Origin of the sequence: Bradyrhizobium sp. SZCCHNGR1005 (assembly GCF_032489995.1) — a bacterium.
Classification (GTDB): domain Bacteria; phylum Pseudomonadota; class Alphaproteobacteria; order Rhizobiales; family Xanthobacteraceae; genus Bradyrhizobium.
Window position 1 is genome coordinate 384,951 of record NZ_JAUEZC010000005.1, and the last position, 22,908, is coordinate 407,858.

The window sequence follows — 22,908 nt, forward strand, 5'->3', positions numbered from 1 at the left end:
GTAACGCGCGCTATCGTTCCGCTCTACTTCAGCCAAGCGATGACGAAAGAGTGTAGTGTGACGCTCTTTCCCCAGCGTCATTCCGGGGCGCGCGGAGCGCGAGCCCGGAATCCATATTCACGATGTGGTTATGGATTCCGGCCTCGCCGCTGATGCGGCGCCCGGAATGACACCGTGCGTGGAACGCCCCATCGCCCAACGACCTCGCCTTCTCGCGGCGCGAATGCCCGATCGACGCGGTGATCACATCCCTGCGCGAGGCTTGCAATCATCATGGTTGACGGTTCAACACGCCGGCAACTATGGCTAGCGGCCTCCCGAACAATGGATCTCCCGTGCTGTATCTCTTCATCGTCGCCGCCTTCGCGTATCGCTTCGCGATGCTCGCCGTCTCCATCAGAAACGAGAAGCGCCTACGCGCGGAAGGCGCGACCGAATATGGCGCGTCGGTCTCGCGCTGGCTCGCGATTGCCCATGTTGCATTCTATCTCGCCGCAACCGCCGAGGGCATCGTCCGCGCCGCGCCGCTCGATGTGATCAGTGCGGTCGGCTTCGTCATCTACCTGTTCGGCGCAGTGATGCTGTTCGTGGTGTCGCGGCTGCTCGGGCGGTTCTGGACGGTGAAACTGTTCATCGCCCGCGATCATCAGCTGGTCACGCATCCGTTGTTCCGGGCCGTGCGCCACCCCAACTACTTCCTCAACATCCTTCCCGAGCTGATCGGCTATGCGCTGACGCTGCACGCCTTCGTGACGCTGGTCGCCGGCCTGATCATCTATGCCGTCCCGCTCACCTTACGCATCCGGCAGGAGGAAGCGGTGATGCGCAAGGCCTTCACGGACTACTGAACGCTCCGCTGCCGCGCAGGGACCACATACTGTCATGACCGTGGCACGCGATGGAGCTATGCGATCGGCGGCGCCGTCGGCCGGTAGACTTGCAGATCGACAATGCGTCTAATCGGGGGCGTTTTGCCGGCTGGGCAGCCGGAGCGCAGAAATTCGACAGGGGAACCCCATGAGCTTTTCCAGCATCGTTGCGCGCGGTGTCGCGCTGGTCGGCGGCGCCGCGCTGCAGTGGCGCCGGCTCCAGGGTGACACGCCGAAGCCGGCCTGGGGCCAGCAGCCGCAGATCCCCGCCGCCAAGCCGCAAGGTGCGCTCCCCACCTTGAAGATGCCGACCGCGCAGGGCTGGAGCGCGGGACACGTCCCCACGGCAGCAGCCGGGCTCAAGGTCAATGCCTTCGCGACCGGCCTGAAGCATCCGCGCTGGATCAACGTGATGCCCAATGGCGACGTGCTCGTCGCCGAGGCGACGCAGGTCGCACGATCGCCCAGGAGCGTCCTGGACTATGCGATGCAGGCCACGATGCGGCGCGCGGCGGCGCTCGGCGTCAGCGCCAACCGCATCACACGTCTGCGCGATGACAATGGCGACGGTGTCGCCGAAATCCAGACGACATTCATGGAGGGCTTGAACCAGCCGTTCGGCATGGCCCAGCTCGGCGACACTTTCTATGTCGGCAACACCGACGGCATCATGGCCTTCCCCTACACCGCCGGGGCGGACCGCATCACCGCGCAAGGGCGGCGGCTCACGACCTTCAAGCCCGGCGGCCATTGGACCCGGAGCCTGCTGCCGAGCGCTGACGGCAGGAAGCTCTATTGCGGTGTCGGCTCGCTCACCAACATCGCCGAGATGGGCTTCGAGGTCGAACAAGGCCGCGCCTGCATTTATGAGCTCGACGTTGCTAGCGGCGAGAGCCGCATCTTCGCCTCAGGCCTGCGCAACCCCGTCGGCCTCGCTTTCGAGCCGACCACCGCCGTGCTGTGGACCGTGGTCAATGAGCGCGACGGCCTCGGCGACGAGACTCCGCCCGACTATCTGACCTCGGTGCGCGAGGGCGGCTTCTATGGCTGGCCCTATTGCTATTGGGGCAAGACGGTCGACGACCGCGTGCCGCAGGACCCGGCCATGGTCGCCACCGCGATCACGCCGGACTACGCGCTCGGCGGCCATACGGCTTCGCTCGGCTTGTGCTGGATGCCGGCCGGCCACCTGCCGGGCTTTCCCCAGGGCATGGTCATCGGCCAGCACGGCTCCTGGAATCGCAGCAAGCTCTCTGGCTACAAGGTCGTCTTCATCCCGTTCGAGAACGGCCGTCCGTCAGGGCCGCCACGCGACATCCTGTCGGACTTCCTCGCCCCGGACGAGCGCGTCTCCTACGGCCGGCCGGTCGGCGTCACGCTCGGCCCCGCCGGCTCGCTGCTGGTGGCCGACGACGTCGGCGATTGCATCTGGCGCGTCACGGGGGCGTGAGCGCCGCGCGACAACTCGCGCAAACCAGCATGACGGCTGCTGGACGGATAGGCTCACCAAAGAGGTTCGATGATGTCCGACAATTCAGCCTTGCGCGACCTGTTCGACCGGTGGGAGCAAGTCTGGCATGACGGCCGCTACGATCTGGTGCCCGACTGCGTCTGCCCTCATTACGTCCGGCATGATGAGGTCGGCGACCGGAGCGTCACCCGGGAAAGCTACGCGGCCGAACTCGCCAGACTGAGGCAGGACAGACCTGACGTCCGGATCATCGTCTACGACCATGCGCTCCACGACAATCGCGCTTGGTATCGCTTCACGATGACATGGACCGACCAGGCGACCGGCAAGGTCTGCACCCGCGCAGGACTGCAGGCCTATCGGATCGAAGGCGGCAAGCTTGCCGAAACATGGGTCACACTGCAGCCGATCGGGTCGGCGTGGAACGACACCGTGGCGCAGGAACATTGGACCAGCCCACCCCCGATAGGCTGATCACGGCCGAACAACGGGCGAGGACATCACGCCTGCAGGCTCGGCGCGACCTCGCGGACGATCTGCACCAGCGCGGCAATGAGGGGGGTCATCGGATCGCGCTGCGGGATCACGAGCCCGATCTGGTAGTTGATCACGGGATCGACGATCGGGATCGAGCGCACCTTGTCGGCGAGCCCCAGGGTCTCCGCGAGCTTGGCCGGCATCACGCTCGCCCAGCGACCGGTCTTCACATGGGTGTAGAGCACCAGCAGTGAATTGGAGGTCAGCGTCGGCGCCACCTCGCTGCCCGCGGCGCGGAGCGCGCGATCGATGATGCGGCGGTTCTGCATGTCGGGCGTCAGCAGGCAGAGCGGCACCTGCCCGACCTCTTTCCACGTCACCTCGTCGCGATCCCCGAACATGGCATCCGGCGCGGTCAGGAGCCGATAGCTCTCGTTGTAAAGCGGGATGGTGCGCACCTTCCCGATCGGCTCGTTCTCGATATAGGTGAGGCCGGCGTCCACCTCGAGATTTTCCAACAGCCCAAGCACGTCGGCCGAGGTGCAGGACATGATGCGGAACCGTACGTCCGGATGACGCGCCCGGAACGGTGTCGTCAAGGACGCAACCATGCCGAGCACGGTCGGCACCGCCGCGATCCGGATTTCGCCGGACAGCTTGTCCTTCAGCCCATTGATTTCCTGCCGCATCGCCCGGAAATCGCCGACAATGCGCCGGGCCCAGTCCAGCGTCCGCTCCCCCTCCGGCGTGAAGCCCTGGAAACGCGAGCCGCGCTGCACCAGCATCACTCCGAGGATCTCCTCGAGCTGCTTGATGCTGGTCGACATGGTCGGCTGGGTGACGCCGCAGGCCTCCGCGGCGCGGCCAAAATGCCGCTCCTTCGCGAGCGCGAGCAGAAGTTCGAGCTTGTCGATCAAAAACGAGGCCTTCCCGGAAGTTGTGCCGCCGGGCGCATGGACGGCATGGGTTTCATTAGCATGGCGAACGCGGTCGCAACATGGCAAAGCTGCGACAACCGGCCGCTAAGCGCCTGTTTTGGGTCCAAATTTAGCGATCCTTCGATTGTCTTTCGCTATCGCAGCACGGGACTGCTTTATTGATATTTGGACCAATTCCAATTCTCATCAAGGCAAGCCAGCAACGTATCGATGGGACAAGAATGACGCCGGTCTACGAACCTTGGGAGGCGGCGCGCGGCGCCGAGATCATCGCCCAGCACAGCCAGATGGAGGGTGCGGCCCTGCCGATCCTTCACGCGCTGCAGGAGGCCTTCGGCTACATTCCGGAGGAGGCGCTGCCGATGATCGCCTCCGCGCTGAACTTGTCGCGCGCGGAAGTTTACGGCGTCTTCACCTTCTACCATGATTTCCGGGCCAAGCCCGCCGGGCGGCATGTGCTGAAACTGTGCCGCGCGGAGGCCTGCCAGGCTGCCGGTGGCGATGCTCTGGCCGCCCGCGCCGAAGCCAAGCTCGGTGTCGCCATCGGCAACACGACGCCGGATGAGCGCGTTACCCTGGAGCCGATCTACTGCCTCGGACTCTGCGCCACCGCACCGTCGGCCATGCTGGACGGCCGCCTGGTCGGACGGCTCGACGAAGCCCGGCTCGATGCCCTCGTGTCGGAGGCCCAGCGATGAGCCTGCGTCTGTTCGTTCCCTGCGATGCCGGGGCGCTTGCGGTTGGCGCCGACGAGGTTGTGAGCGCGCTGCATGGCGCGGCGCTCGAGCGCGGCCTCACCATCGAGATCGTTCGTAATGGCTCCCGCGGCCTGTACTGGCTGGAGCCGCTGGTCGAAGTCGCCACGCCCGACGGCCGCCTCGGCTTCGGTCCGGTCACGACTGCCGACGTCCCATCGCTGCTGGACGCCATCGTCGCCGGCAAGGCCCACCCGCTCGCGCTGGGCAAGACGGACGATATCCCCTGGCTGAAGCGGCAGACCCGCCTCACCTTTGCCCGCTGCGGTGTCGTCGATCCGCTCTCGCTCGACGACTACCGCGCCCATGGCGGCTATCGCGGCCTCGCACGCGCCCTCACTCTGAAACCCGATGAGATCATCGCCGAGGTCACGGCCTCCGGCCTGCGCGGCCGCGGCGGCGCCGGCTTCCCCACCGGCATCAAGTGGAAAACGGTGGCGCAGACGGCGGCCGACCGCAAATACGTGATCTGCAACGCCGACGAAGGCGACAGCGGCACCTTCGCCGACCGCATGCTGATGGAAGGCGATCCCTTCGTCCTGATCGAGGGCATGACGATCGCGGGCATCGCGGTGGGCGCCACCAAGGGCTACATCTACACCCGCTCGGAATATCCGCACGCGATCGCGGCGATGACGAAAGCGATCGCCATCGCCAGGAAGGCTGGATTGCTCGGCGACAAGGTCGCCGGCTCGAACTTCGCGTTCGATCTCGAAGTGCGCTCCGGCGCCGGCGCCTATGTCTGCGGCGAGGAGACCTCGCTGCTCGAGAGCCTGGAAGGCAAGCGCGGCATCGTCCGCGCCAAGCCGCCGCTGCCCGCGCATCACGGCCTGTTCGGCAAGCCGACAGTGATCAACAACCTGCTGTCGTTTTCCGCGATCCCCTACATCCTGGACGAAGGCGCCAAGACCTACGCCGATTTCGGCATGGGACGCTCGCGCGGCACGATGCCGATCCAGCTTGCCGGCAACATCAAGTTCGGCGGGCTGTTCGAGACCTCATTCGGCATCACGCTGGGCGAACTGGTCGACGAGATAGGCGGCGGCACCTTCACCGGCCGCCCGGTGCGGGCGGTACAGGTCGGCGGGCCGCTCGGGGCCTATTTCCCGCGCGCGCTGTTCGACACGCCGTTCGACTACGAAGCCTTCGCCGCCCGCGACGGCCTGATCGGTCATGGCGGCATCGTCGTGTTCGACGACACCGTCGACATGGCTAAGCAGGCGCGCTTCGCCATGGAGTTCTGCGCGATCGAATCCTGCGGCAAATGCACGCCTTGCCGAATCGGCTCGACCCGTGGCGTGGAAACCATCGACAAGATCCGACGCGGCGACCGCGTCTCGGACAACATCGCATTGGTCGAAGACCTCTGCAGCACCATGAAACTCGGCTCGCTCTGCGCGCTCGGCGGCTTCACGCCCTACCCCGTGCTCAGCGCGCTCAAACACTTCCGCGAAGATTTCGGACCGCAGCAGCCGCGCCTGCAAGCGGCGGAGTAAGGACATCGCCATGTCGCTCATCCAGGAAACCGATTACGGCACCCCACGCTCGAAGTCAGAGACCATGGTGACGCTGACCATCGACGGTCAGAGCATCACCGTCCCCGAGGGCACCTCGATCATGCGCGCGGCCATGGAGGCCGGCACCGAGATCCCGAAACTCTGCGCGACCGACATGGTCGACGCCTTCGGCTCCTGCCGGCTGTGCCTGGTCGAGATCGAGGGCCGCAACGGCACGCCCGCGTCCTGCACCACGCCGGTCGCACCGGGGCTCGTCGTCCACACCCAGAGCGAACGGCTGAAGAAGCTGCGCAAAGGCGTGATGGAGCTCTACATCTCCGACCATCCGCTCGACTGTCTCACCTGCGCGGCGAATGGCGATTGCGAGCTGCAGGACATGGCGGGCGCGGTCGGCCTGCGCGACGTCCGCTACGGCTACCAGGGCGAGAACCACGTGTTCGCCGAGGCCTGTGGCGAAGCCAATCCGGCATGGCTGCCCAAGGACGAGTCCAACCCCTATTTCAGCTATGACCCCGCGAAGTGCATCGTCTGCTCGCGCTGCGTCCGCGCCTGCGAGGAAGTGCAAGGCACCTTCGCCCTCACCATCTCCGGCCGCGGCTTCGACAGCCGGGTGTCGCCCGGCATGAGCGAGAGCTTCTTGGGCTCGGAATGCGTCTCCTGCGGCGCCTGCGTGCAGGCCTGCCCGACCGCGACGCTGACCGAGAAGTCCGTGATCGAAATCGGCCAGCCCGAGCATTCGGTCGTCACCACCTGCGCCTATTGCGGCGTCGGCTGCGCCTTCAAGGCCGAGATGCGCGGCGAGGAAGTGGTGCGCATGGTGCCGTACAAGGACGGCAAGGCCAATCGCGGCCATTCCTGCGTCAAGGGCCGCTTCGCCTGGGGCTACACCACCCACAAGGAACGCATCCTGAAGCCCATGATCCGCGAGACCATCGCGGAGCCCTGGCGGGAGGTGTCATGGGACGAAGCGTTCAACTTCGCCGCACAAAAGCTGCGCGGCATCCAGGCCAAGTATGGCCGCGACGCGATCGGCGGCATCACCTCGTCCCGCTGCACCAACGAAGAGACCTATCTGGTGCAGAAGCTGATCCGCGCCGGCTTCGGCAACAACAATGTCGACACCTGTGCCCGCGTCTGCCACTCGCCGACCGGCTATGGGCTGGCCACCACGTTCGGCACCTCCGCCGGTACCCAGGATTTCGACTCCGTCGAGGACACCGACGTCGTCATGGTGATCGGCGCGAACCCGTCGGATGCGCATCCGGTGTTCGCCTCACGCATGAAGAAGCGGCTGCGCCAGGGTGCCCACCTGATCGTGATCGACCCGCGCCGCACCGAGCTGGTCAAGTCGGCGCATATCAAGGCCGATCACCATCTGCCGCTGATGCCGGGCACCAACGTCGCCGTGCTGACCGCAATGGCGCATGTCATCGTCACGGAAGGGCTGGTCAACGAGGCGTTCGTGCGCGAGCGCTGCGACTGGAGCGAGTTCCAGGACTGGGCGGCTTTCGTCGCGCAGGAGAAGAACAGCCCCGAGGCGGTCGCGGCGATGACCGGGGTCGATCCGCAAGAGCTGCGCGGCGCCGCCCGCCTCTACGCCACCGGCGGCAAAGCCGCGATCTACTACGGCCTCGGCGTCACCGAGCACAGCCAGGGCTCGACCACGGTGATCGCGATCGCCAACCTCGCGATGGCTACCGGCAATATCGGCCGCCGCGGTGTCGGCGTGAATCCGCTGCGCGGCCAGAACAACGTGCAGGGCTCCTGCGACATGGGCTCGTTCCCACACGAGCTGCCGGGCTACCGGCACATCTCGGGCGATGCCGTGCGTGACCAGTTCGAGGCGATGTGGAACGTCAAGCTCAACCCTGAGCCGGGCCTGCGCATCCCCAACATGTTCGATTCCGCGATCGACGGCACGTTCAAGGGCCTCTATGTGCAGGGCGAGGACATCCTGCAGTCCGACCCGAACACGACCCACGTCGTTCAGGCACTTTCGGCAATGGAGTGCGTTGTCGTCCAGGATCTGTTCCTGAACGAGACCGCTAACTATGCCCATGTGTTCCTGCCCGGCTCGACCTTCCTGGAGAAGGACGGCACCTTCACCAACGCCGAGCGCCGCATCCAACGGGTGCGCAAGGTGATGAGCCCGCGTAACGGGCTCGCTGATTGGGAGGTCACCATCCGCCTCGCCAAGGCGATGGGCTTCGAGATGAAGTACGACCATCCGTCCGAGATCATGGACGAGATCGCGGCCCTGACGCCGAGCTTCGCCGGCGTCTCCTACGCCAAGCTCGAGGAGCTCGGCTCGGTGCAATGGCCCTGCAACGAGAAGGCGCCCGAGGGCACGCCGATCATGCATATCGATGGCTTCGTGCGCGGCAAGGGCAAGTTCGTCGTCACCGAATACGTCGCGACCGACGAGCGCACCGGCCCGCGCTTCCCGCTGCTGCTGACCACCGGCCGCATCCTCTCCCAGTACAATGTCGGCGCCCAGACGCGGCGCACCGACAACGTGGTCTGGCACGGCGAGGACCGGCTGGAGATCCATCCGCATGATGCCGAGCAGCGCGGCATCCGCGACGGCGACTGGGTGCGGCTCGCAAGCCGCGCCGGCGAGACGACGCTGCGGGCGCTGATCACCGAACGCGTGGCTCCGGGCGTGGTCTACACCACCTTCCACCACCCGATGACGCAAGCCAATGTGATCACCACCGATTATTCGGATTGGGCGACCAACTGCCCGGAATACAAGGTGACCGCGGTGCAGATCTCCCCCTCCAACGGCCCGTCGGACTGGCAGAAGGCCTATGACGAGCAGGCCCGGCAGTCGCGCCGGATCGCGTCGGTGGTGGAAGCGGCGGAGTGAGCTGGAGCGAAGTGATGTCGGATGCGGTGCGCATCGCGAATCGTCTGGTCTGGCGCGACGGGGCCTTCAGCGAAGGTAGCCGTCGCGTGCCGGAGGAAAGCGCGATCGCGCTGACCTATAATGGCGGCACCCATGCCGTCATGATGGGGACGCCACAGGACCTTGCCGATTTCGGCATCGGCTTCAGCCTCAGCGAAGGCATCGTCGACACGGCGGACGAGATCCGTTCGCTCGATGTCGTCGAGCTCGACGATGGCATCGAGATCAGGATGTGGCTCGCGCCCGAGCTTGCCGCGCGCATGGCCGAGCGCCGGCGGCATATCGCCGGCCCCACCGGCTGCGGGCTCTGCGGCATCGATTCGATCGCGGAAGCGGTGCGCGCGCCGTCGCTTGTTTCCGAGGGGCGGCGCTTCGCGCCGCGCGACATCATGGCGGCGTTGGCCGCCGTCGAGCCGCTGCAGAACCTCAATCGCGAGACCCGCGCCGTGCACGCCGCAGCATTCTGGACGCCGGCGCGCAGCATCGTCGCCTTGCGCGAGGATGTCGGGCGTCACAATGCGCTGGACAAGTTGGCGGGCGCTCTGGCGCAGTCGCACACGGCGGCGCATGAGGGCATTGTGCTCTTGACCAGCCGGGTCTCGGTCGAGATGGTGCAGAAGGCGGCCGCCATGGGCGCGCCGGTCGTGGTCGCCGTGTCTGCCCCGACCGCGCTCGCGATCCGCATGGCGCAGGCGGCCGGCATCACGCTGGTCGCGGTCGCCCGCAGCGATGGATTTGAGATTTTCACCCACCCCGAACGGATCATCGGCGCCGACGAGAGCGCCCGATCCAGCCAAGCGGATACGATGCATGTCGCATGATACCCACGACCGCCTGATCTACATGGCCAACCAGATCGGCAAGTTCTTTCATCCCCAGGGCCACGACAAGACTGTTGCCGGCGTCGCCGAGCATATCAAGAAGTTCTGGGACCCGCGCATGCTGAAGTCGATCTTCGCGCATCACGATGCCGGTGGCGCCGGCCTCGATCCCGATGTGTACGAAGCGATCGGAACGCTGAAGCAGGCGGTGAAGGAAAAGGCCTGAAGCCCCCTCGGTGCACCCCTTCCTTCAAGGGGGGAGTGAAAGGTCATCGGGGCGGCGCCCGAGCCTCTCTCAAACTTGATCACTCCTCCAGCAGCGCCGTGAAGACCCGCCGCACCTCGCTCTGCGTCTCGCGCACGCGGGCCTCCAGCGCCGAGAAGTCCGGCGCGTCGCCGGCACGGGCCATCACCCGCAACAGATCCTCGCCCGCCTGCTCCGGCTTGAACTTGCCGCTGACGCAGAGCCTTAGGATCTGTGTCAGGTCATGATAGAGCCGCGCCGCCTGGCCCAGGATATCGGCTTCCGCACGCGGCAGCACGTCGAGCCGCTTCGCGTTGTGCAGCACCTGCACGCTGCTGACGTCGAGGATTTCCGGCAGCCTGGCGGCGTGAATGAGCTGCAGATATTGCGCGATGAAATCGATATCGACCATGCCGCCGGCGGCATGTTTGAGGTCCCACAGATCGCTCTCGCCCTTCTCCATCGCGATCGCGCGCCGCATGTCGGCGACGTCGCGGGCAATGGCGGTCGGATCGCGCGGCCTGACCAGCGCCGCCCGGATCATCTGTTCGATCGTGGCACGAAACGCCGGCGAGGCCGAGATCACCCGCGCGCGGGTGAGCGCCATGTGCTCCCAGGTCCAGGCCTCGTGCTCCTGATAATGGGCGAAGGATGAGATGTGCGAGGCCAGCGGCCCGGCGCGGCCCGACGGGCGCAGCCGCATATCGATATCGTAGAGCACGCCGTAATTGGTGCGCGAGGTGAAGGCCGAAATCAGCCGCTGGGTGAAGCGGGCGAAATAATGCGATCCCTGCAGCGGCCGCTCGCCGTCGGAGTCCGGCGCGTCGGGATCGAAATCGTAGAGCAGGATCAGGTCGAGGTCCGAGGACGCCGTCATCTCGCGCGCGCCCAGGCGCCCCATCGCGATGATAGCGGTCTCCTGGCCCTTGATGCGGCCGTGCTGGGCGGCGAAGCGCTCGGTGACCAGGCCATGCACGGTGTGGACGATGCCTTCAGCGACATCGGCGAAGGCGGTGCCGGCCTGCTGCGCCGACACCGTGCCGGAGAGGATGCGCGTGCCGATCAGGAACAGGCTCTCCTGGCCGAACAGGCGGAGACGATCGAGAAACTCTTCGTAGGTGCCGGCATCCTTGAGCGTCGCCGCCAGCCGTTCCGACAATTCGCGCCTGTCCGGCATGGCGCCGAAGAAGCGCGGATCGATCAGCCCGTCCATCAACTGCGGCTTCCGCGCCAGCATGTCGCCGAGCCGGGGCGCGGCGCCGAGTACGAGCGCCACCAGTGCGACCAGATCGCGGTTCTGGCCGAGCAAAGTGATGAGGCGCCCGCCTCGCTGCAGCGCCTGGAGGAAGCGGTCGAAAGCCACGACGGCGCGGTCGGGTTCGTCGGCATGCGCGAGACAATCGATCAGCGTCGGCACGAAATCGGTGAAGGCTGAGCGCGTGGTCTCGGTCCGGAACACGCGGTACTCGCCCGCCATCCATTGCTGCAGCGTCCTGGCCACCATAAGCGGGTCGCGGAATCCGAGCGCAGACAGATGATCGAGCAGCCGCGGCTCGTCCGGCCCCGCGCCGTAATCGACCGGCGGCAGGCTCGCCGTTCCCGTGGGATCGCCCTCGAACAGCTTGGCGTAATGGCCCTGCACGATATTGAGCTGGAACAGCAGGTCCTTGGCGAAGGCGTCGCGGCCCTCATAGCCGAAGAACTGCGCGAAGCGCTCCACCGCCTCCGGATCCTCCGGCAGGCTATGGGTCTGCTCGTCCGCGATCATCTGCAGGCGGTGCTCGACCCGTCGCAGGAACTGATAGGCTGCGCCGAGTTCATCGCGCGCCTGATCGGTGATCCAGTTGCTCGCCGCCAGCACATCGAGTGCCTGCAGGGTCTGGCGCACGCGCAAATCCGCATGCCGGCCGCCGGCGATGAGCTGCTGGGTCTGGGCGAAGAACTCGATCTCGCGGATGCCGCCGCGGCCGACCTTGACGTTATGGCCCTCGACCGAGATCTCGCTCTGGCCGCGATAGACCTGCATCTGCCGCTTCATGTCATGGACATCGGCGAGCGCCTGGAAGTCGAGATGCTTGCGCCAGACAAAGGGCGAGAGCTCTGCGAGCAGCGCCTCGCCGGCCTTGACGTCGCCGGCGCAGACGCGGGCCTTGATCATGGCGGCGCGCTCCCAGGTGCGCCCTTCCCGCTCGTAATAATGCAGGGCCGCATCGGTCGACATCGCCACCTGCGTCGAGGCAGGATCGGGGCGAAGCCGCAGATCGACCCGGAACACATAGCCGTCCGCCGTGCGCTGCTGCAGGAGGCGCGCCATCGCCTGCGTGACCCGCACGAAGAAGGGCTGCGGCTCGATGTCCGGCGCCAAGGTCGACACTTCGGGATCGAAGAACACGATCAGGTCGATGTCGCTGGAATAATTCAGCTCGCCCGCGCCCATCTTGCCCATCGCAAGCACGAACAGTCCCGTGCCGGCCTCCGGTCGTTCGGCGTCGGGAGGCGCGAGCCGACCGCGTACGGCCTCCTGCCGGAGCAGATAGCGCAGCGCCATCTCGACCGAGGTGACCGCGATGTCGGTCAGCGCGGCCGTCACCTGCATCACCGGCCAGACGCCGCCGATGTCGCAAAGCGCGGTGAGCAGCGCGGCCTCGGATTTCATCCGCCGCAACAGCCGCATCACCTCGGCCTCGCTGCCGGCGGCGAACACCTCGCGCGCGGTGTTTTCAATCAGCTCGGCCAGATGCGATTGCGGCTCGCTGCGCAAAAGGCGGAGCAGGCGGGCGCCGTCGGCGCGGATGAGGTCGAAAAGATAAGGCGAATGCTCGGCGATGCCGAGCAGGATCGTTCGCGCATGTCCCTCGCCAAGCAAGGACCGTAAGCCGGCCGCCTGGGCCGGCTCGAGATCGGCGAGCCAGTCGTTCAGGCGGTGTTCGGCTTCGGCGGGCGTACGGACATGCGGGCCGGTCACGAAACGCGCAGCCAAGCTATGCCCGTCCGCGTGTCCCGGCGCGGATGAGGTCATGCCGCCTTCTGTGGCACATCCGCCGTTTGAGCCGCAAGCCTTGCGGGCAGACCTGCGGCGGCAGGTAGCACCAGGGTTGCGATCAGCCCGGGATTGGCGTCGCCGAGCCGCAGTTCGCCGCCATGCAGGGTCGCGACGGCCGATGCGAGACTGAGGCCGAGACCGGAACCCGGCAGGGTGCGGCTGGCTTCCAGCCGCACGAAGCGCTCGACCGCGTGCTTGCGCTCGGCTTCGGGAATGCCGGGACCATGATCGGTCACGCTCAAGAGCACCTGATCGCCCTGGCGCTTCGCCTCGATCAGGATCTCCTTGGCCAGCCCCGCCGCATCGATGCCGAGCGGCACGACGCCCGGCTTGCCGTATTTGATGGCGTTCTCGACCAGATTGGCGAGCGCCTGGCTGATCAGCTCGCGATTGCCATGCAGCGGCGCCGCCGGGGCCTTGACGCGCAGGATCATGCCGTCGTCTTCGGCGAGCGGCTCGTAAAGCTCGTGAATGCCCTTTGCGACCTCGGCAGCGTCGAAATCGATCATGTCGCCGCGCGCCTGCCCCGACTCGGCCCGCGCGATCATCAACAGCGCGTTGAAGGTGCGGATCAGGCCGTCGGATTCCTCGATGGTGCGTTCCAGCGCGGCGCGATATTCGCCCTCGGTGCGCGATTTCGCCAGCGCCTCCTCGGCGCGGTTGCGCAGCCGCGTCAGCGGCGTCTTCAGATCGTGGGCAATGTTGTCCGAGACCTCCTTGAGGCCGGTCATCAGCGCCTCGATCCGCTCCAGCATCGCATTGAGGTTTTCGGCCAGGCGGTCGATCTCGTCGCCGCTGCGCCCGACCGGCAGGCGACCCGACAGGTCGCCCGCCATGATGCGGCGGGTGGTGCCGGTCATCGCGTCGATCCGGCGCAGCACGCGCCGCGCGACGAAGATGCCGCCGCCGATCCCGAGCACGACCACGACCAGCACCGACCATTGCGCCGCCTTGGCGACGATGCCGAACATCCGCTTCCGCTCTTCGAGGTCACGGCCGATCAGCAGGCGGAAGCCGCTGGAGAGCTGGGTGACATAGACCAGCGCGCGGTGGGTCTCCTCACCGCGGTCGTCGAGCCTGCGGTAGAAGGTCTCGGACCAGCCGGATGAACCCATCACGCCGGGCGCCAGCGAGCCGACATTGCCGGCGATCGCCTGCCCGGTCGGCGTGGTGATGAGGTAGAGATTGGCCCCGGGCCGCAGCGCCCGGCTTTCGATGTTGAAGACGAGACCGCGCAAGCCCCGCCGCGAGAAGATGTCGGTCATCTCGCTGATCTCGGCGGTCACCGTGGTCGAGATCTGCTCGGTGATCAGGCGGCGGGTATTCCAGGCGAAGTAGCCGAGCAGCGAGGCCGCAAACAGCGCAAACAGCGCCAGATAGACCAGCGTCAGCCGGAACGCGGTGGTTCGGATCAGTTTACCGAAGGCCGTCACGGATCATGTATCCCGCGCCGCGGATGGTGTGGAGCAGCGGGCGCTCGAAGCCCTTGTCGATCTTGGAACGCAGCCGCGAGATGTGCACGTCGATGACGTTGGTCTGCGGATCGAAGTGATAATCCCAGACGTTCTCCAGCAGCATGGTGCGCGTCACCACCTGTCCCGCATGCTTCATCAGGTATTCGAGCAGGCGGAATTCGCGCGGCTGCAGGGTCAATTCGTCCTTGCCGCGGTTGACGCGATGGGAGAGCCGGTCGAGCTCGAGATCGCCGACCCGGTAGACCGTCTCCTCGGCCGGGCCGCCATGGCGGCGGGAGAGCACCTCGACCCGGGCCAGCAGCTCGGCGAAGGCGTAGGGCTTTGGCAGATAGTCGTCGCCGCCCGCGCGCAGGCCCTTGATGCGGTCATCGACCTGCCCCAGCGCCGAGAGGATCAGCACCGGCGTCCGGTTGCCCTTCTCGCGCAGCGCGCCGATCAGGGACAGCCCGTCGCGCTTGGGCAGCATGCGATCGACCACGAGCACGTCGTAGTCCCCGCTTTCGGCCATGGCCAGCCCCTCCTCGCCGTCGCTGGCGAGATCGGCGATATGGCCGACCTCGCGAAACGCCTTCACGAGATAATCGGCGGATTCGCGGTCATCTTCGACGATCAAAAGGCGCATTTCGGAAACGGGGGCGGTCACGGTTTCTGCTTCCATCTACATGGCGCGGCCGCCGTTTCGGTGCAAGGCGAACCACGCCAAGGGGTTAAGCAAGGCAAACGCAGTCAACAGAGAGGTGGGCGGTGAAGCTGGGGGGACTTCACCGCCCGAGTTCCTTCCGACGGAGGGGGGCATTGTCCAACGGAAGGTTTTGAGGGAGCGGGCCTAACGCCCGCCCCCAGGAGGAACCACCGACGCGGGGGCAACATGCCGGCGATCCCTCCATCTCGTCAGCGTCCGGTATCAGCCCTTGGCGAGCGGCACCGCGACGAAGCGCGACTGGCCGCCGCTCTTCACCCGCATCAGGACGCTGTTCTTGTTGTCGTTCTTGGCTGCGGCCAGCGCATCGCGGACGTCGCCCGCGGAGCTCACATTCTTGCCGGCGACCTCGAGGATGACGTCGCCTTCCTTGAAGCCGCGCTCGGCCGCCGCGCTTTTCGGATCGACCTCGGTCACGACCACGCCTTCCTTGCCGGCGCCGGCCACGCTGTTCGCGGGCGCCACCGTCAGGCCGAGCTTCGGCACGTCGGTGCCGCGGGTCGGAGCGGAATTGTCGCCGCCGATATCGGCCTTCGCCTCGATGTTGTCGGGCAGCTTGCCGAGCGTCAGGTCGAGCGTCTTCTCCTGGCCCTTGTGCAGGACGTTGAGCTTGACCGCGGTGCCCGGTGCGATGCCGCCGATGGTGCGGGCGAGTTCACGGGCATCCTTGACCGGCTCGCCGTTGACAGCGGTGATGACGTCGCCGGACTGGACGCCGGCCTTGGCCGCCGGGCCATTGGCCTGGGGCTCGGCGACCAGCGCGCCTTCCGCCTTCTTCATGCCGAGGCTGTCGGCGATGTCCTGCGTCACCGGCTGGATCTGGACGCCGATCCAGCCGCGGCTGACCGAGCCCTTGTCCTTCAGCTGGGCGACGACGTTCTTCACGGTCGAGGCCGGGATCGAGAACGCGATGCCGACGCTGCCGCCGGAGGGCGAATAGATCGCGGTGTTCACGCCGACCACGTCGCCATCGACGTTGAAGGCCGGACCGCCGGAGTTGCCCTTGTTCACGGGCGCGTCGATCTGGATGAAGTCGTCATAGGGACCGTTGCCGATGTCGCGGCCCATCGCCGAGACGATGCCGGCCGTCACCGTGCCGCCGAGACCGAAGGGGTTGCCGACCGCCAGCACCCAGTCGCCGATCCGCGGCTTGCCGTCGGCCAGCTTCGCGAACGGGAAGTTCGAGCCGCCCTCGACCTTGATCAGAGCGAGGTCGGTGCGCTGGTCGGTGCCGATCACCTTGGCGCTGTAGGTCTTGCCGTCATCGGTCGTCACCTCGACCTTGCTGGCGCCGTCGACCACGTGATTGTTGGTGACGGCAAAGCCGTCAGCCGAGATGAAGAAGCCGGAGCCCTGCCCCGTGATCTGGCGGCGACCATTGCCGCGCATGCCCGGGAAGCCGTCCGGACCGCCGAAGCGGCGGAAGAAGCGCTCCATCGGCGAGCCCGGCTGGAACGGCGTATCGTCGTCGCCGCCGCTGCTGCTGTCGTCCTTGGCGACCTTCTCGTTGATATTGACCTTGACCGAGATCACCGACGGCTTCACCCGCTCCACGATGTCGGCGAAGCCGATCGGACGGGCGACCTTGCTCACCTCATTGGCGACCTGCGCATGGGCGGGGCTCGAGAACAGGTCCGCCGGACCGTTCGAGGGGCTCAGCCCATAGGCAGCGACGCCCAGCCCCGCGACCACCGAGGCCATCAGCGCGAACTTGCGCGCGGAAAACAGGGCGCGCCGGGATTTCCGGTATGATGGGAGGGAAGACAGATCGGTGAAACGGTCGGTCATACGGCTTTTCTCCAGAAAAGGTGGACTCGGTGTCGTTGAGATGAAGCACCGTTCGGTGCTGAAAATGGGGATTGCCGCCTTACGGCGTGCTGGCGGGCGCGTTAAACTTCTGTAATGGACGGAAATAGACCTGCGTCAGAATAGCGCAGGGGTGGACGTTCCTTCTGGGCCCCCCCCTGGGGGCGGTAAATCCCTCGCTGAGATACCGTCCTGAAGCCCGCCGGCCCGCCCAGCCCTCCGTCATTGCGAGCCACCCGGTCCGCGCGAAGGCGCGGCCGGATGACAGGCCCCGCGAAGCAATCCAGGCGCCCGCCCCGCGACTCTGGATTGCTGCCGCGATGCGCCTCGCAATGATGCCCGCGGCATCGTCCGATCCACATGTCAAACAGCAAGTGCTTCAGACATACGCCCGCCGCCTCGCGGCGCGTTGCGCGCCCGAGCTTTGCGGCAATATCGCCCTCTTTGCAGCAGAGGACGCAGGGAAGGCCGGGAGCTCGCCGCCCCCATGGCCCCCGTGCGAATGAAATGCACGGGGCAGGAACCACAGGTTCGGCCGAGACATCCCGGCCCTCCCTGCGCGATGGTTTTAACGCTTATACGTGCTCTCCCTGGGGACCGGCTCTCTTGCCCCCATGTCACGACAACGCGCGGCGCGCGTTGCGCTCGGCATCAGCTCCGGGATGCCAGGACCACACGATTTCCCGTCCGCGTCCTGCCGTTCGTCCGCGAGCTTTTGTTGCGCCTGATCTGAAACGGAAAACCGCTTCGCACTTTTCCGGATCATGCGCGCTCGCTGCGGCCTGCCCGCGTCCATCGCATTCCGTTGCCAACGTCCGTGACGATCGCGATACGTCCCTCAGCGGAACGGAACGGGCGGAGGATAGGACTGATTTGGGGGAAGCGCCAAGCGATTTATGTTTTTCCGAAGGGCTTGACGAGAGGTGGAGAACGGTAAGGTGATTTGCCCGGCAGGCAGTTGGTGTACAGTTGGTATTGCTCTATCCAATCCTCATACGACCATTTAGATTTTAGACAACGCGCGTTTTGGAATCCCAGCGATTCCCTTTTGCATGGCTTGTTCGCGGAAGGTTAAGGCGCTGTGGTTTGCGGGGGAAAGACACGGCAAATACGAACACGCCTCCATTTATCTGCCCGAATCACCGAGACTTCCGCGCAAGGGTTCATCGCCCAAGCCTATATCGAAGGAGGCCTACGCATGGCGCTAAACTTTGCTGAGCGGATCAAGCCCGTTGATCCACAGAGGTTCAAGTTTGCGATAGGCGTGTTCGGAGCTGCTGCCGAGTTGAAGGGTCCAGCCCCCAATCCAAGTCAGTTTCCGATCAACCTTGTGGACGACGACGGTTCAGTTACGGAAATCCGTCTAGCTGATCGGGCGGAAAACCGAGGACTGCTCGCGATCAACCGAGAGTTTCGGGGCGCGACTGACCTTGAGAGCATCAGCTTCCGCATTCTGAGCATGGGCGAAGTTGTTCGAATGGAGCGGTTGTCCAAGATGGGCGTGATACAGTTGGACGAAGCCGGGCAATTGCTGGTGCACGATTCCGTCATCTATGCATTGGCTCGGGCGCCCTTTCGGAAATCAGGCAAACTAGACAAAGCGGCCTTCGTCGCAGTAGTCAAATCAGAGTTCGATAGAATGGAAGCCAATCATCCTGAAGTGTAACGCCCATTGCACTCACGTTCGTTGCTAGGACCGCGCGAAGAGTTACCAAAGGAGCGCGCATGGAACGCCTCGCGCCCGCATTTCGCATTCCGCTCGCTGCCTCTGAGCTACAGACGCTTGGAGAACTTTGTGCAATTCAAGGGCAGGTCGAACATCTGCTAGTGCATACGCTGCACTATATTCTGGACTTGCCGTTGGAAACGGCACGCACGATGCTAGCATCAAGCAGCATTCACACGAACGCAAAGATATGGATCGCGGTGTTTCGTGAGAAATGCCACGATCTGCCAATTCTAGGGAAAGCCGAGGCAGCCTTCGATTTGGTGGAAAGGACGACTAAGGGAAGAAACGACTTCGTTCACGCAATTTTTGCCACCCCAAAGGGAAGCATGTGGATGCTTGACGTTGCGCCGAAGGGCGCGAAGCACCGGCGCTCGACAGGAGGCGAAGCTGTCGCGGTGCGCACCAGAGATATCGAAAAGAAGCGACCAATCTCTGATCTAATTTCCGTGCGCAATGACGCCGCAAGGCTGTCCGTACTCCTCTCAGAAATAGCCTCCGAATTCTTACCGGAGTAGGAGCTCCACAATGGAAGACCTAGAGCGCTATCTGCATGAAATCGTTGAGCCGACCGTGGATGATTTCCGCCAACGACCGTCAAGCGTCAGGATTGGCTTCCTTGCTTGCGTGGCAATAGATCATTCCGTTGACTATCTGGCCTTTCCGGGAGACCGCAGCCGCTGGGACAGCAAAGAACATCAGGTCAACCGCAAACGACTTCGAGAGCGGTTCAAAGAAGAGAACGAGCAATTCCGCCTAGCTAGCGATGTGGCCAACGCATTCAAGCATGTGAAAACCAGAAACAAGAGAGGCCTCGAAGCATCAGAGGTCTACGAGCGCCCGCCTGCCCTTGCGGGGAGAATGATGGCGGGTGTGTCGATGGTAGGGGATACCATGGGAGCGGTTGTTGTTGATGGTCGTGACCTCCTTCAAGTCGCTAACGAGGCGCTGCAATTTCTGCGCTCGAAGACGAGATAGAGGAGCTTACGATGGAAATAGAAACGGTACGCAGGTTACTTACCGATGTAGCTCTATCCCACTCAATGGATAGTGATAGCAAGGAGCTAAAAGCTCTCAGAAACATAAGCTTGGCCCTGCTGCACATGGCCGATGCAATTCAGCAGCTTCAACGACAGGCACGCGACCACTAGCCCTCTGTCTTGCCGGTAGGAGTATCAACTGTGGAAGCGGGAGGCGTCGTTATGCTCTCAGGCATCTGGGACTTCTTGAAAACTAGCGAGGGGGCCAGCGTAACGACAGCTATTTCCACCGTCGTGCTCACCTTGACCACGATGGCCTACGCTTGGCTGACCGCGATCCTGGCTAAAGAGAACAGGCTTCTACGCAAGGCAGGGACTGAACCGCAAGTTATCGCCTACCTGGCGGTCCACCCGCGCATCAGCGGGCCTCTACAGTTCATTTTGGCTAACGTGGGCCAAGGTCCGGCTTTCGACGTTCGCTTCCGCATCGTTGGTGGTGGCGACGATTTTAAGAACCGTGCTCACCTCCCCGCGCCAGAAGTTGCATTGACCGCCATCCCCCAAGGCGAACGGTACGAAACTTTTTTCGGTATGGGGCCTGAGATGTTTAGAGAGCCAAAGCTCAAGCCGTTCTCAATCGAGGTTTCCTACCGTGATCTTGGCAAGCGAGTACGTTTGGAGACATTCCACCTGGACATCCGTCAGTTCGAAGACATGGCTCGTGTTGGCGGCAATCCAGAGCAGGAGGTTGCCGATGCGATGAAGGCGCTCGTGAGCGAGCTACAAAAGTGGACCTCGCGCGGCTTGCCGGTCGAAACCGTTACACGTGCTGAGCGTCAGCACGAGCAGCAAGAGTGGCGCGACCAAGTTCGAGCCGAGCAGGCGTAGTTAATCGGCGATACCCGCTATTGGCAGGTGGTAGCATATCGTGGTAGCAGTGTCGAAGCAGCCGGGCTGATTTGACCTTAGTTTTCAGTGCCTTCCAATGCTGTTGGTCGTCTCCCCTAGGGAGCGCCAGCTAACGTAGCCCCAATAAGTGACGGCGACATACGGAGCCGAGAGCCAGGATTTCGCTGCGCTCATCCGAGCTACGGGCGGGACGAGCCCAGCGATGACGGTGTGGTGTAAGCTCTCGCGACACTCAATGCGGGGAATCCAGTACAGCGCGGCTTCTCGGGTCATAACGACCGCCTCCGGATACTGTATCCCCGCCTACGCGGGGATGACAGCGGGGTGTGTGCACGCGCCAGCTCATCACCTGCGACGGCTTAGCCGCAGCGCACCAGGCGGCACATACTCTTCTCGGCTGATATCTCCGGCGTCATTCCGGGGCGCGCGTCAGCGCGAGCCCGGAATCCATGACCACTGCTGTTTGTTTGAATCGAGATGCATCGGCGCTCTGCGCCAGCAATGGCCGCTGGTGGTTATGGATTCCGGGCTCATTCGCTTTCGCGAATGCCTCGGAATGACGAGCCGAGAAATGGCGCCGTCATCAGCTCTACCCTCACCGTGTTAGCAGTCGTAGGGTGGACAAAGCGAATCGTGCCCACCATCCAGTTGCGAACTCCAGCCGGTGGGCACGGCGCCTTCTGACACCGCGAACGCGATAGGCAGCGTTGCAATGCGCCTTTGCCCACCCTACGGCTCCTCGCGACGACTCATCGGCGCGGGGATGACAACGGAGTGTGGAGCGCGCGGCTCCGTCAGCTCGCCTTCACACTCACGATGAACGCATCCACCTCGCGCTTCAGCGTCTCGGCCTGCTGTGACAGCTCGACCGCGGCGTCGCGGGCGTCGTTGGCCATCTTGCCGGTTTCGGCCGAGGTCGAGGTGATCTGGGCGATGTGGTTGGAGACGTCGAGGGTGCCGCGCGCGGCCTCCTGGACGCTCTTGGAGATGTCCTGGGTGGCGTTGCGCTGCTGCGAGGTGTCGACCTCGATGCCGGACATGATCGCGCTGATCTCCGACAGCGTGGTGGAGATGCCGTCGATGGCGCCGCGGGTCTCGGCGGTGATGCCCTGGATGCTGGCGACATGCGCGGAGATCTCGTCGGTGGCCTTGCTGGTCTGGTCGGCGAGGTTCTTCACCTCGGAGGCGACCACCGAAAAGCCCTTGCCGGCCTCGCCCGCCCGCGCCGCCTCGATGGTGGCGTTGAGCGCCAAAAGGTTGGTCTGCGAGGCGATCGCCTGCACCAGCTGCACCACCGCGCCGATCTTCTCAGCGGCATCGGACAGCGAGTGGATGGTATCCTTGCTCTTCTCGGCCTGGGCGGCGGCGCCTTCGGCGCGCTGGGTGGCGTCGGAGACGCGCCGGCTGATCGTGCCGATCGACTGCGTCATCTCCTCGGTCGAGCCCGCGACCGTCTGCACGCTGCGATTGGCGTGGCTGGCCGCAGCGGCCACCGCGTTGGCCTTGGTCGAGGTGTCGTTGGCGGCGCGCGACAGCGTCTCCGCGTTGCTCTTCAGCCTGATCGCCGAGGACGCGACGCTGCCGACGACGCCAGCCACCATGTCGTTGAAGGTCTCGATGCGACCGCCGAGATAGCGGGAGCGCTCGCCCTGGCGCTGCGCCTCCTGGCGTTCGCGCTCGGCCAGGCGCTGCCGCTCCATGCCGTTGGTCTTGAACACTTCCAGCGCACCCGCGAGCAGGCCGATCTCGTTGGAGAGGCCAAGGCCGGGAATGCGGGTGTCGAACTTCTGGTCGGCGACGTCACGCATCGCGCTCACCATCGCGGCGAGCGGGCGCAGGATGCCGTTCTGCACGGCCGCATAGGTCGCAAGGCACACGATGCTGGCGAACACGGCGATGACGGCGCAGGCGAGGAGGAAATAGGAGAAGGCCGATTGCGCCTGCTGATAGATCAGCATGGCGTGGTCGCGGGCCGGTCCGCTCAAGGCGGCGAAATCCGACGACAGGCTGGTGATGTGATTGTTGAGGTAGAGCACCGCGATGAAGCCGGTGCCGCCGCCGATCGCCAGCAGGAACAGAAGAGACGCCACGACGCCTCCCACCAGGACGCGGATCGTCAGATTGCTGTTCGAGAACATCGGCTTTGCTCAGTCACCACAGGGAAGGACTGCCAGCAAAGTTTCAGAGAAAGGTAAAATAAGCGGTAAGCTCCATCCCGTGGCGAATGCGGATGGACAGGCTGCAGCGCCGTTATATTTCCACGAAAATA

18 protein-coding genes are annotated in these 22,908 nt (G+C 64.8%); 12 read left to right on the forward strand and 6 right to left on the reverse strand.

The genetic code is table 11. From position 1 onward, the window contains the following. Window positions 1–335: 335 nt before the first annotated feature. The 3 genes from QXZ85_RS23490 (at window position 336) to QXZ85_RS23500 (ending at window position 2,814) form a co-directional block, all read left to right on the forward strand. The gene (locus tag QXZ85_RS23490) at window positions 336–848 is read left to right on the forward strand and encodes an isoprenylcysteine carboxyl methyltransferase family protein (protein WP_315705500.1); all 513 of its coding nucleotides are present in this window, start codon (window positions 336–338) and stop codon (window positions 846–848) included. 169 nt (window positions 849–1,017) lie between these two features. Next, window positions 1,018–2,319, forward strand: a complete 1,302-nt coding sequence (locus tag QXZ85_RS23495) for a sorbosone dehydrogenase family protein (protein WP_316174846.1) — start codon at window positions 1,018–1,020, stop codon at window positions 2,317–2,319. Window positions 2,320–2,391: 72 nt separating this feature from the next. Further along, window positions 2,392–2,814, forward strand: a complete 423-nt coding sequence (locus QXZ85_RS23500) for an ester cyclase (protein WP_315705498.1) — start codon at window positions 2,392–2,394, stop codon at window positions 2,812–2,814. 26 nt (window positions 2,815–2,840) lie between these two features. On the opposite strand, the gene QXZ85_RS23505 is transcribed toward QXZ85_RS23500, so the two are convergent. Further along, window positions 2,841–3,734 (reverse strand): LysR family transcriptional regulator, encoded by an 894-nt coding sequence (locus QXZ85_RS23505; RefSeq protein WP_315705497.1) that lies wholly within the window; start codon window positions 3,732–3,734, stop codon window positions 2,841–2,843. A 242-nt stretch (window positions 3,735–3,976) separates the two neighbouring features. Here QXZ85_RS23505 and QXZ85_RS23510 point away from each other — a divergent pair, with 242 nt between their 5' ends. The 5 genes from QXZ85_RS23510 to QXZ85_RS23530 are packed head-to-tail and all read left to right on the forward strand — an operon-like array spanning window position 3,977 to window position 9,982. Beyond that, entirely contained in the window at window positions 3,977–4,453 is a 477-nt protein-coding gene (locus QXZ85_RS23510) for a formate dehydrogenase subunit gamma (RefSeq protein WP_315705496.1), read from the forward strand. After that, window positions 4,450–6,006, forward strand: coding sequence for an NADH-quinone oxidoreductase subunit NuoF (locus QXZ85_RS23515; protein ID WP_315766727.1), 1,557 nt, complete (start codon window positions 4,450–4,452; stop codon window positions 6,004–6,006). Before QXZ85_RS23510 ends, QXZ85_RS23515 begins: the two co-directional genes overlap by 4 nt. A gap of 10 nt (window positions 6,007–6,016) precedes the next feature. Continuing rightward, window positions 6,017–8,896: a formate dehydrogenase subunit alpha gene (gene fdhF, locus QXZ85_RS23520; RefSeq protein WP_315768038.1), complete on the forward strand. Its 2,880-nt coding sequence runs from the start codon at window positions 6,017–6,019 to the stop codon at window positions 8,894–8,896. Between the two features lie 14 nt (window positions 8,897–8,910). Continuing rightward, a complete protein-coding gene (gene fdhD, locus QXZ85_RS23525; protein WP_315765817.1) occupies window positions 8,911–9,756 on the forward strand; it encodes a formate dehydrogenase accessory sulfurtransferase FdhD in 846 nt (281 codons plus the stop codon). Further along, the gene (locus tag QXZ85_RS23530; RefSeq protein WP_315705493.1) at window positions 9,746–9,982 is read left to right on the forward strand and encodes a formate dehydrogenase subunit delta; all 237 of its coding nucleotides are present in this window, start codon (window positions 9,746–9,748) and stop codon (window positions 9,980–9,982) included. The genes fdhD and QXZ85_RS23530 overlap by 11 nt, the downstream gene beginning before the upstream one ends. A 79-nt stretch (window positions 9,983–10,061) precedes the next feature. Here the strand turns inward: QXZ85_RS23530 and QXZ85_RS23535 are convergent, their stop codons facing one another. The 4 genes from QXZ85_RS23535 to QXZ85_RS23550 form a co-directional block, all read right to left on the reverse strand. Then, window positions 10,062–13,019: a bifunctional [glutamine synthetase] adenylyltransferase/[glutamine synthetase]-adenylyl-L-tyrosine phosphorylase gene (locus tag QXZ85_RS23535; RefSeq protein WP_316174844.1), complete on the reverse strand. Its 2,958-nt coding sequence runs from the start codon at window positions 13,017–13,019 to the stop codon at window positions 10,062–10,064. Continuing rightward, the gene (locus QXZ85_RS23540) at window positions 13,016–14,476 is read right to left on the reverse strand and encodes an ATP-binding protein (RefSeq protein ID WP_315768040.1); all 1,461 of its coding nucleotides are present in this window, start codon (window positions 14,474–14,476) and stop codon (window positions 13,016–13,018) included. Before QXZ85_RS23540 ends, QXZ85_RS23535 begins: the two co-directional genes overlap by 4 nt. Then, window positions 14,460–15,140 (reverse strand): response regulator transcription factor, encoded by a 681-nt coding sequence (locus QXZ85_RS23545; RefSeq protein WP_315741998.1) that lies wholly within the window; start codon window positions 15,138–15,140, stop codon window positions 14,460–14,462. Before QXZ85_RS23545 ends, QXZ85_RS23540 begins: the two co-directional genes overlap by 17 nt. A gap of 282 nt (window positions 15,141–15,422) precedes the next feature. Further along, window positions 15,423–17,006, reverse strand: coding sequence for a Do family serine endopeptidase (locus QXZ85_RS23550; RefSeq protein ID WP_315741842.1), 1,584 nt, complete (start codon window positions 17,004–17,006; stop codon window positions 15,423–15,425). Window positions 17,007–18,222: 1,216 nt separating this feature from the next. Here QXZ85_RS23550 and QXZ85_RS23555 point away from each other — a divergent pair. The 4 genes from QXZ85_RS23555 to QXZ85_RS23570 all read left to right on the forward strand — a co-directional run bounded on the left by QXZ85_RS23555 (window position 18,223) and on the right by QXZ85_RS23570 (window position 20,618). After that, window positions 18,223–18,690: a hypothetical protein gene (locus QXZ85_RS23555; protein WP_315807387.1), complete on the forward strand. Its 468-nt coding sequence runs from the start codon at window positions 18,223–18,225 to the stop codon at window positions 18,688–18,690. 59 nt (window positions 18,691–18,749) lie between these two features. Beyond that, complete coding sequence (locus QXZ85_RS23560) at window positions 18,750–19,268, forward strand: hypothetical protein (protein WP_315807388.1); 519 nt, start codon at window positions 18,750–18,752, stop codon at window positions 19,266–19,268. Window positions 19,269–19,278: 10 nt separating this feature from the next. Next, a complete protein-coding gene (locus tag QXZ85_RS23565; protein ID WP_315807389.1) occupies window positions 19,279–19,728 on the forward strand; it encodes a hypothetical protein in 450 nt (149 codons plus the stop codon). Window positions 19,729–19,952: 224 nt separating this feature from the next. Next, a complete protein-coding gene (locus QXZ85_RS23570; protein ID WP_315807390.1) occupies window positions 19,953–20,618 on the forward strand; it encodes a hypothetical protein in 666 nt (221 codons plus the stop codon). A gap of 815 nt (window positions 20,619–21,433) precedes the next feature. On the opposite strand, the gene QXZ85_RS23575 is transcribed toward QXZ85_RS23570, so the two are convergent. Then, a complete protein-coding gene (locus QXZ85_RS23575; RefSeq protein ID WP_315807391.1) occupies window positions 21,434–22,777 on the reverse strand; it encodes a methyl-accepting chemotaxis protein in 1,344 nt (447 codons plus the stop codon). Between the last annotated feature and the right edge of the window lie 131 nt (window positions 22,778–22,908).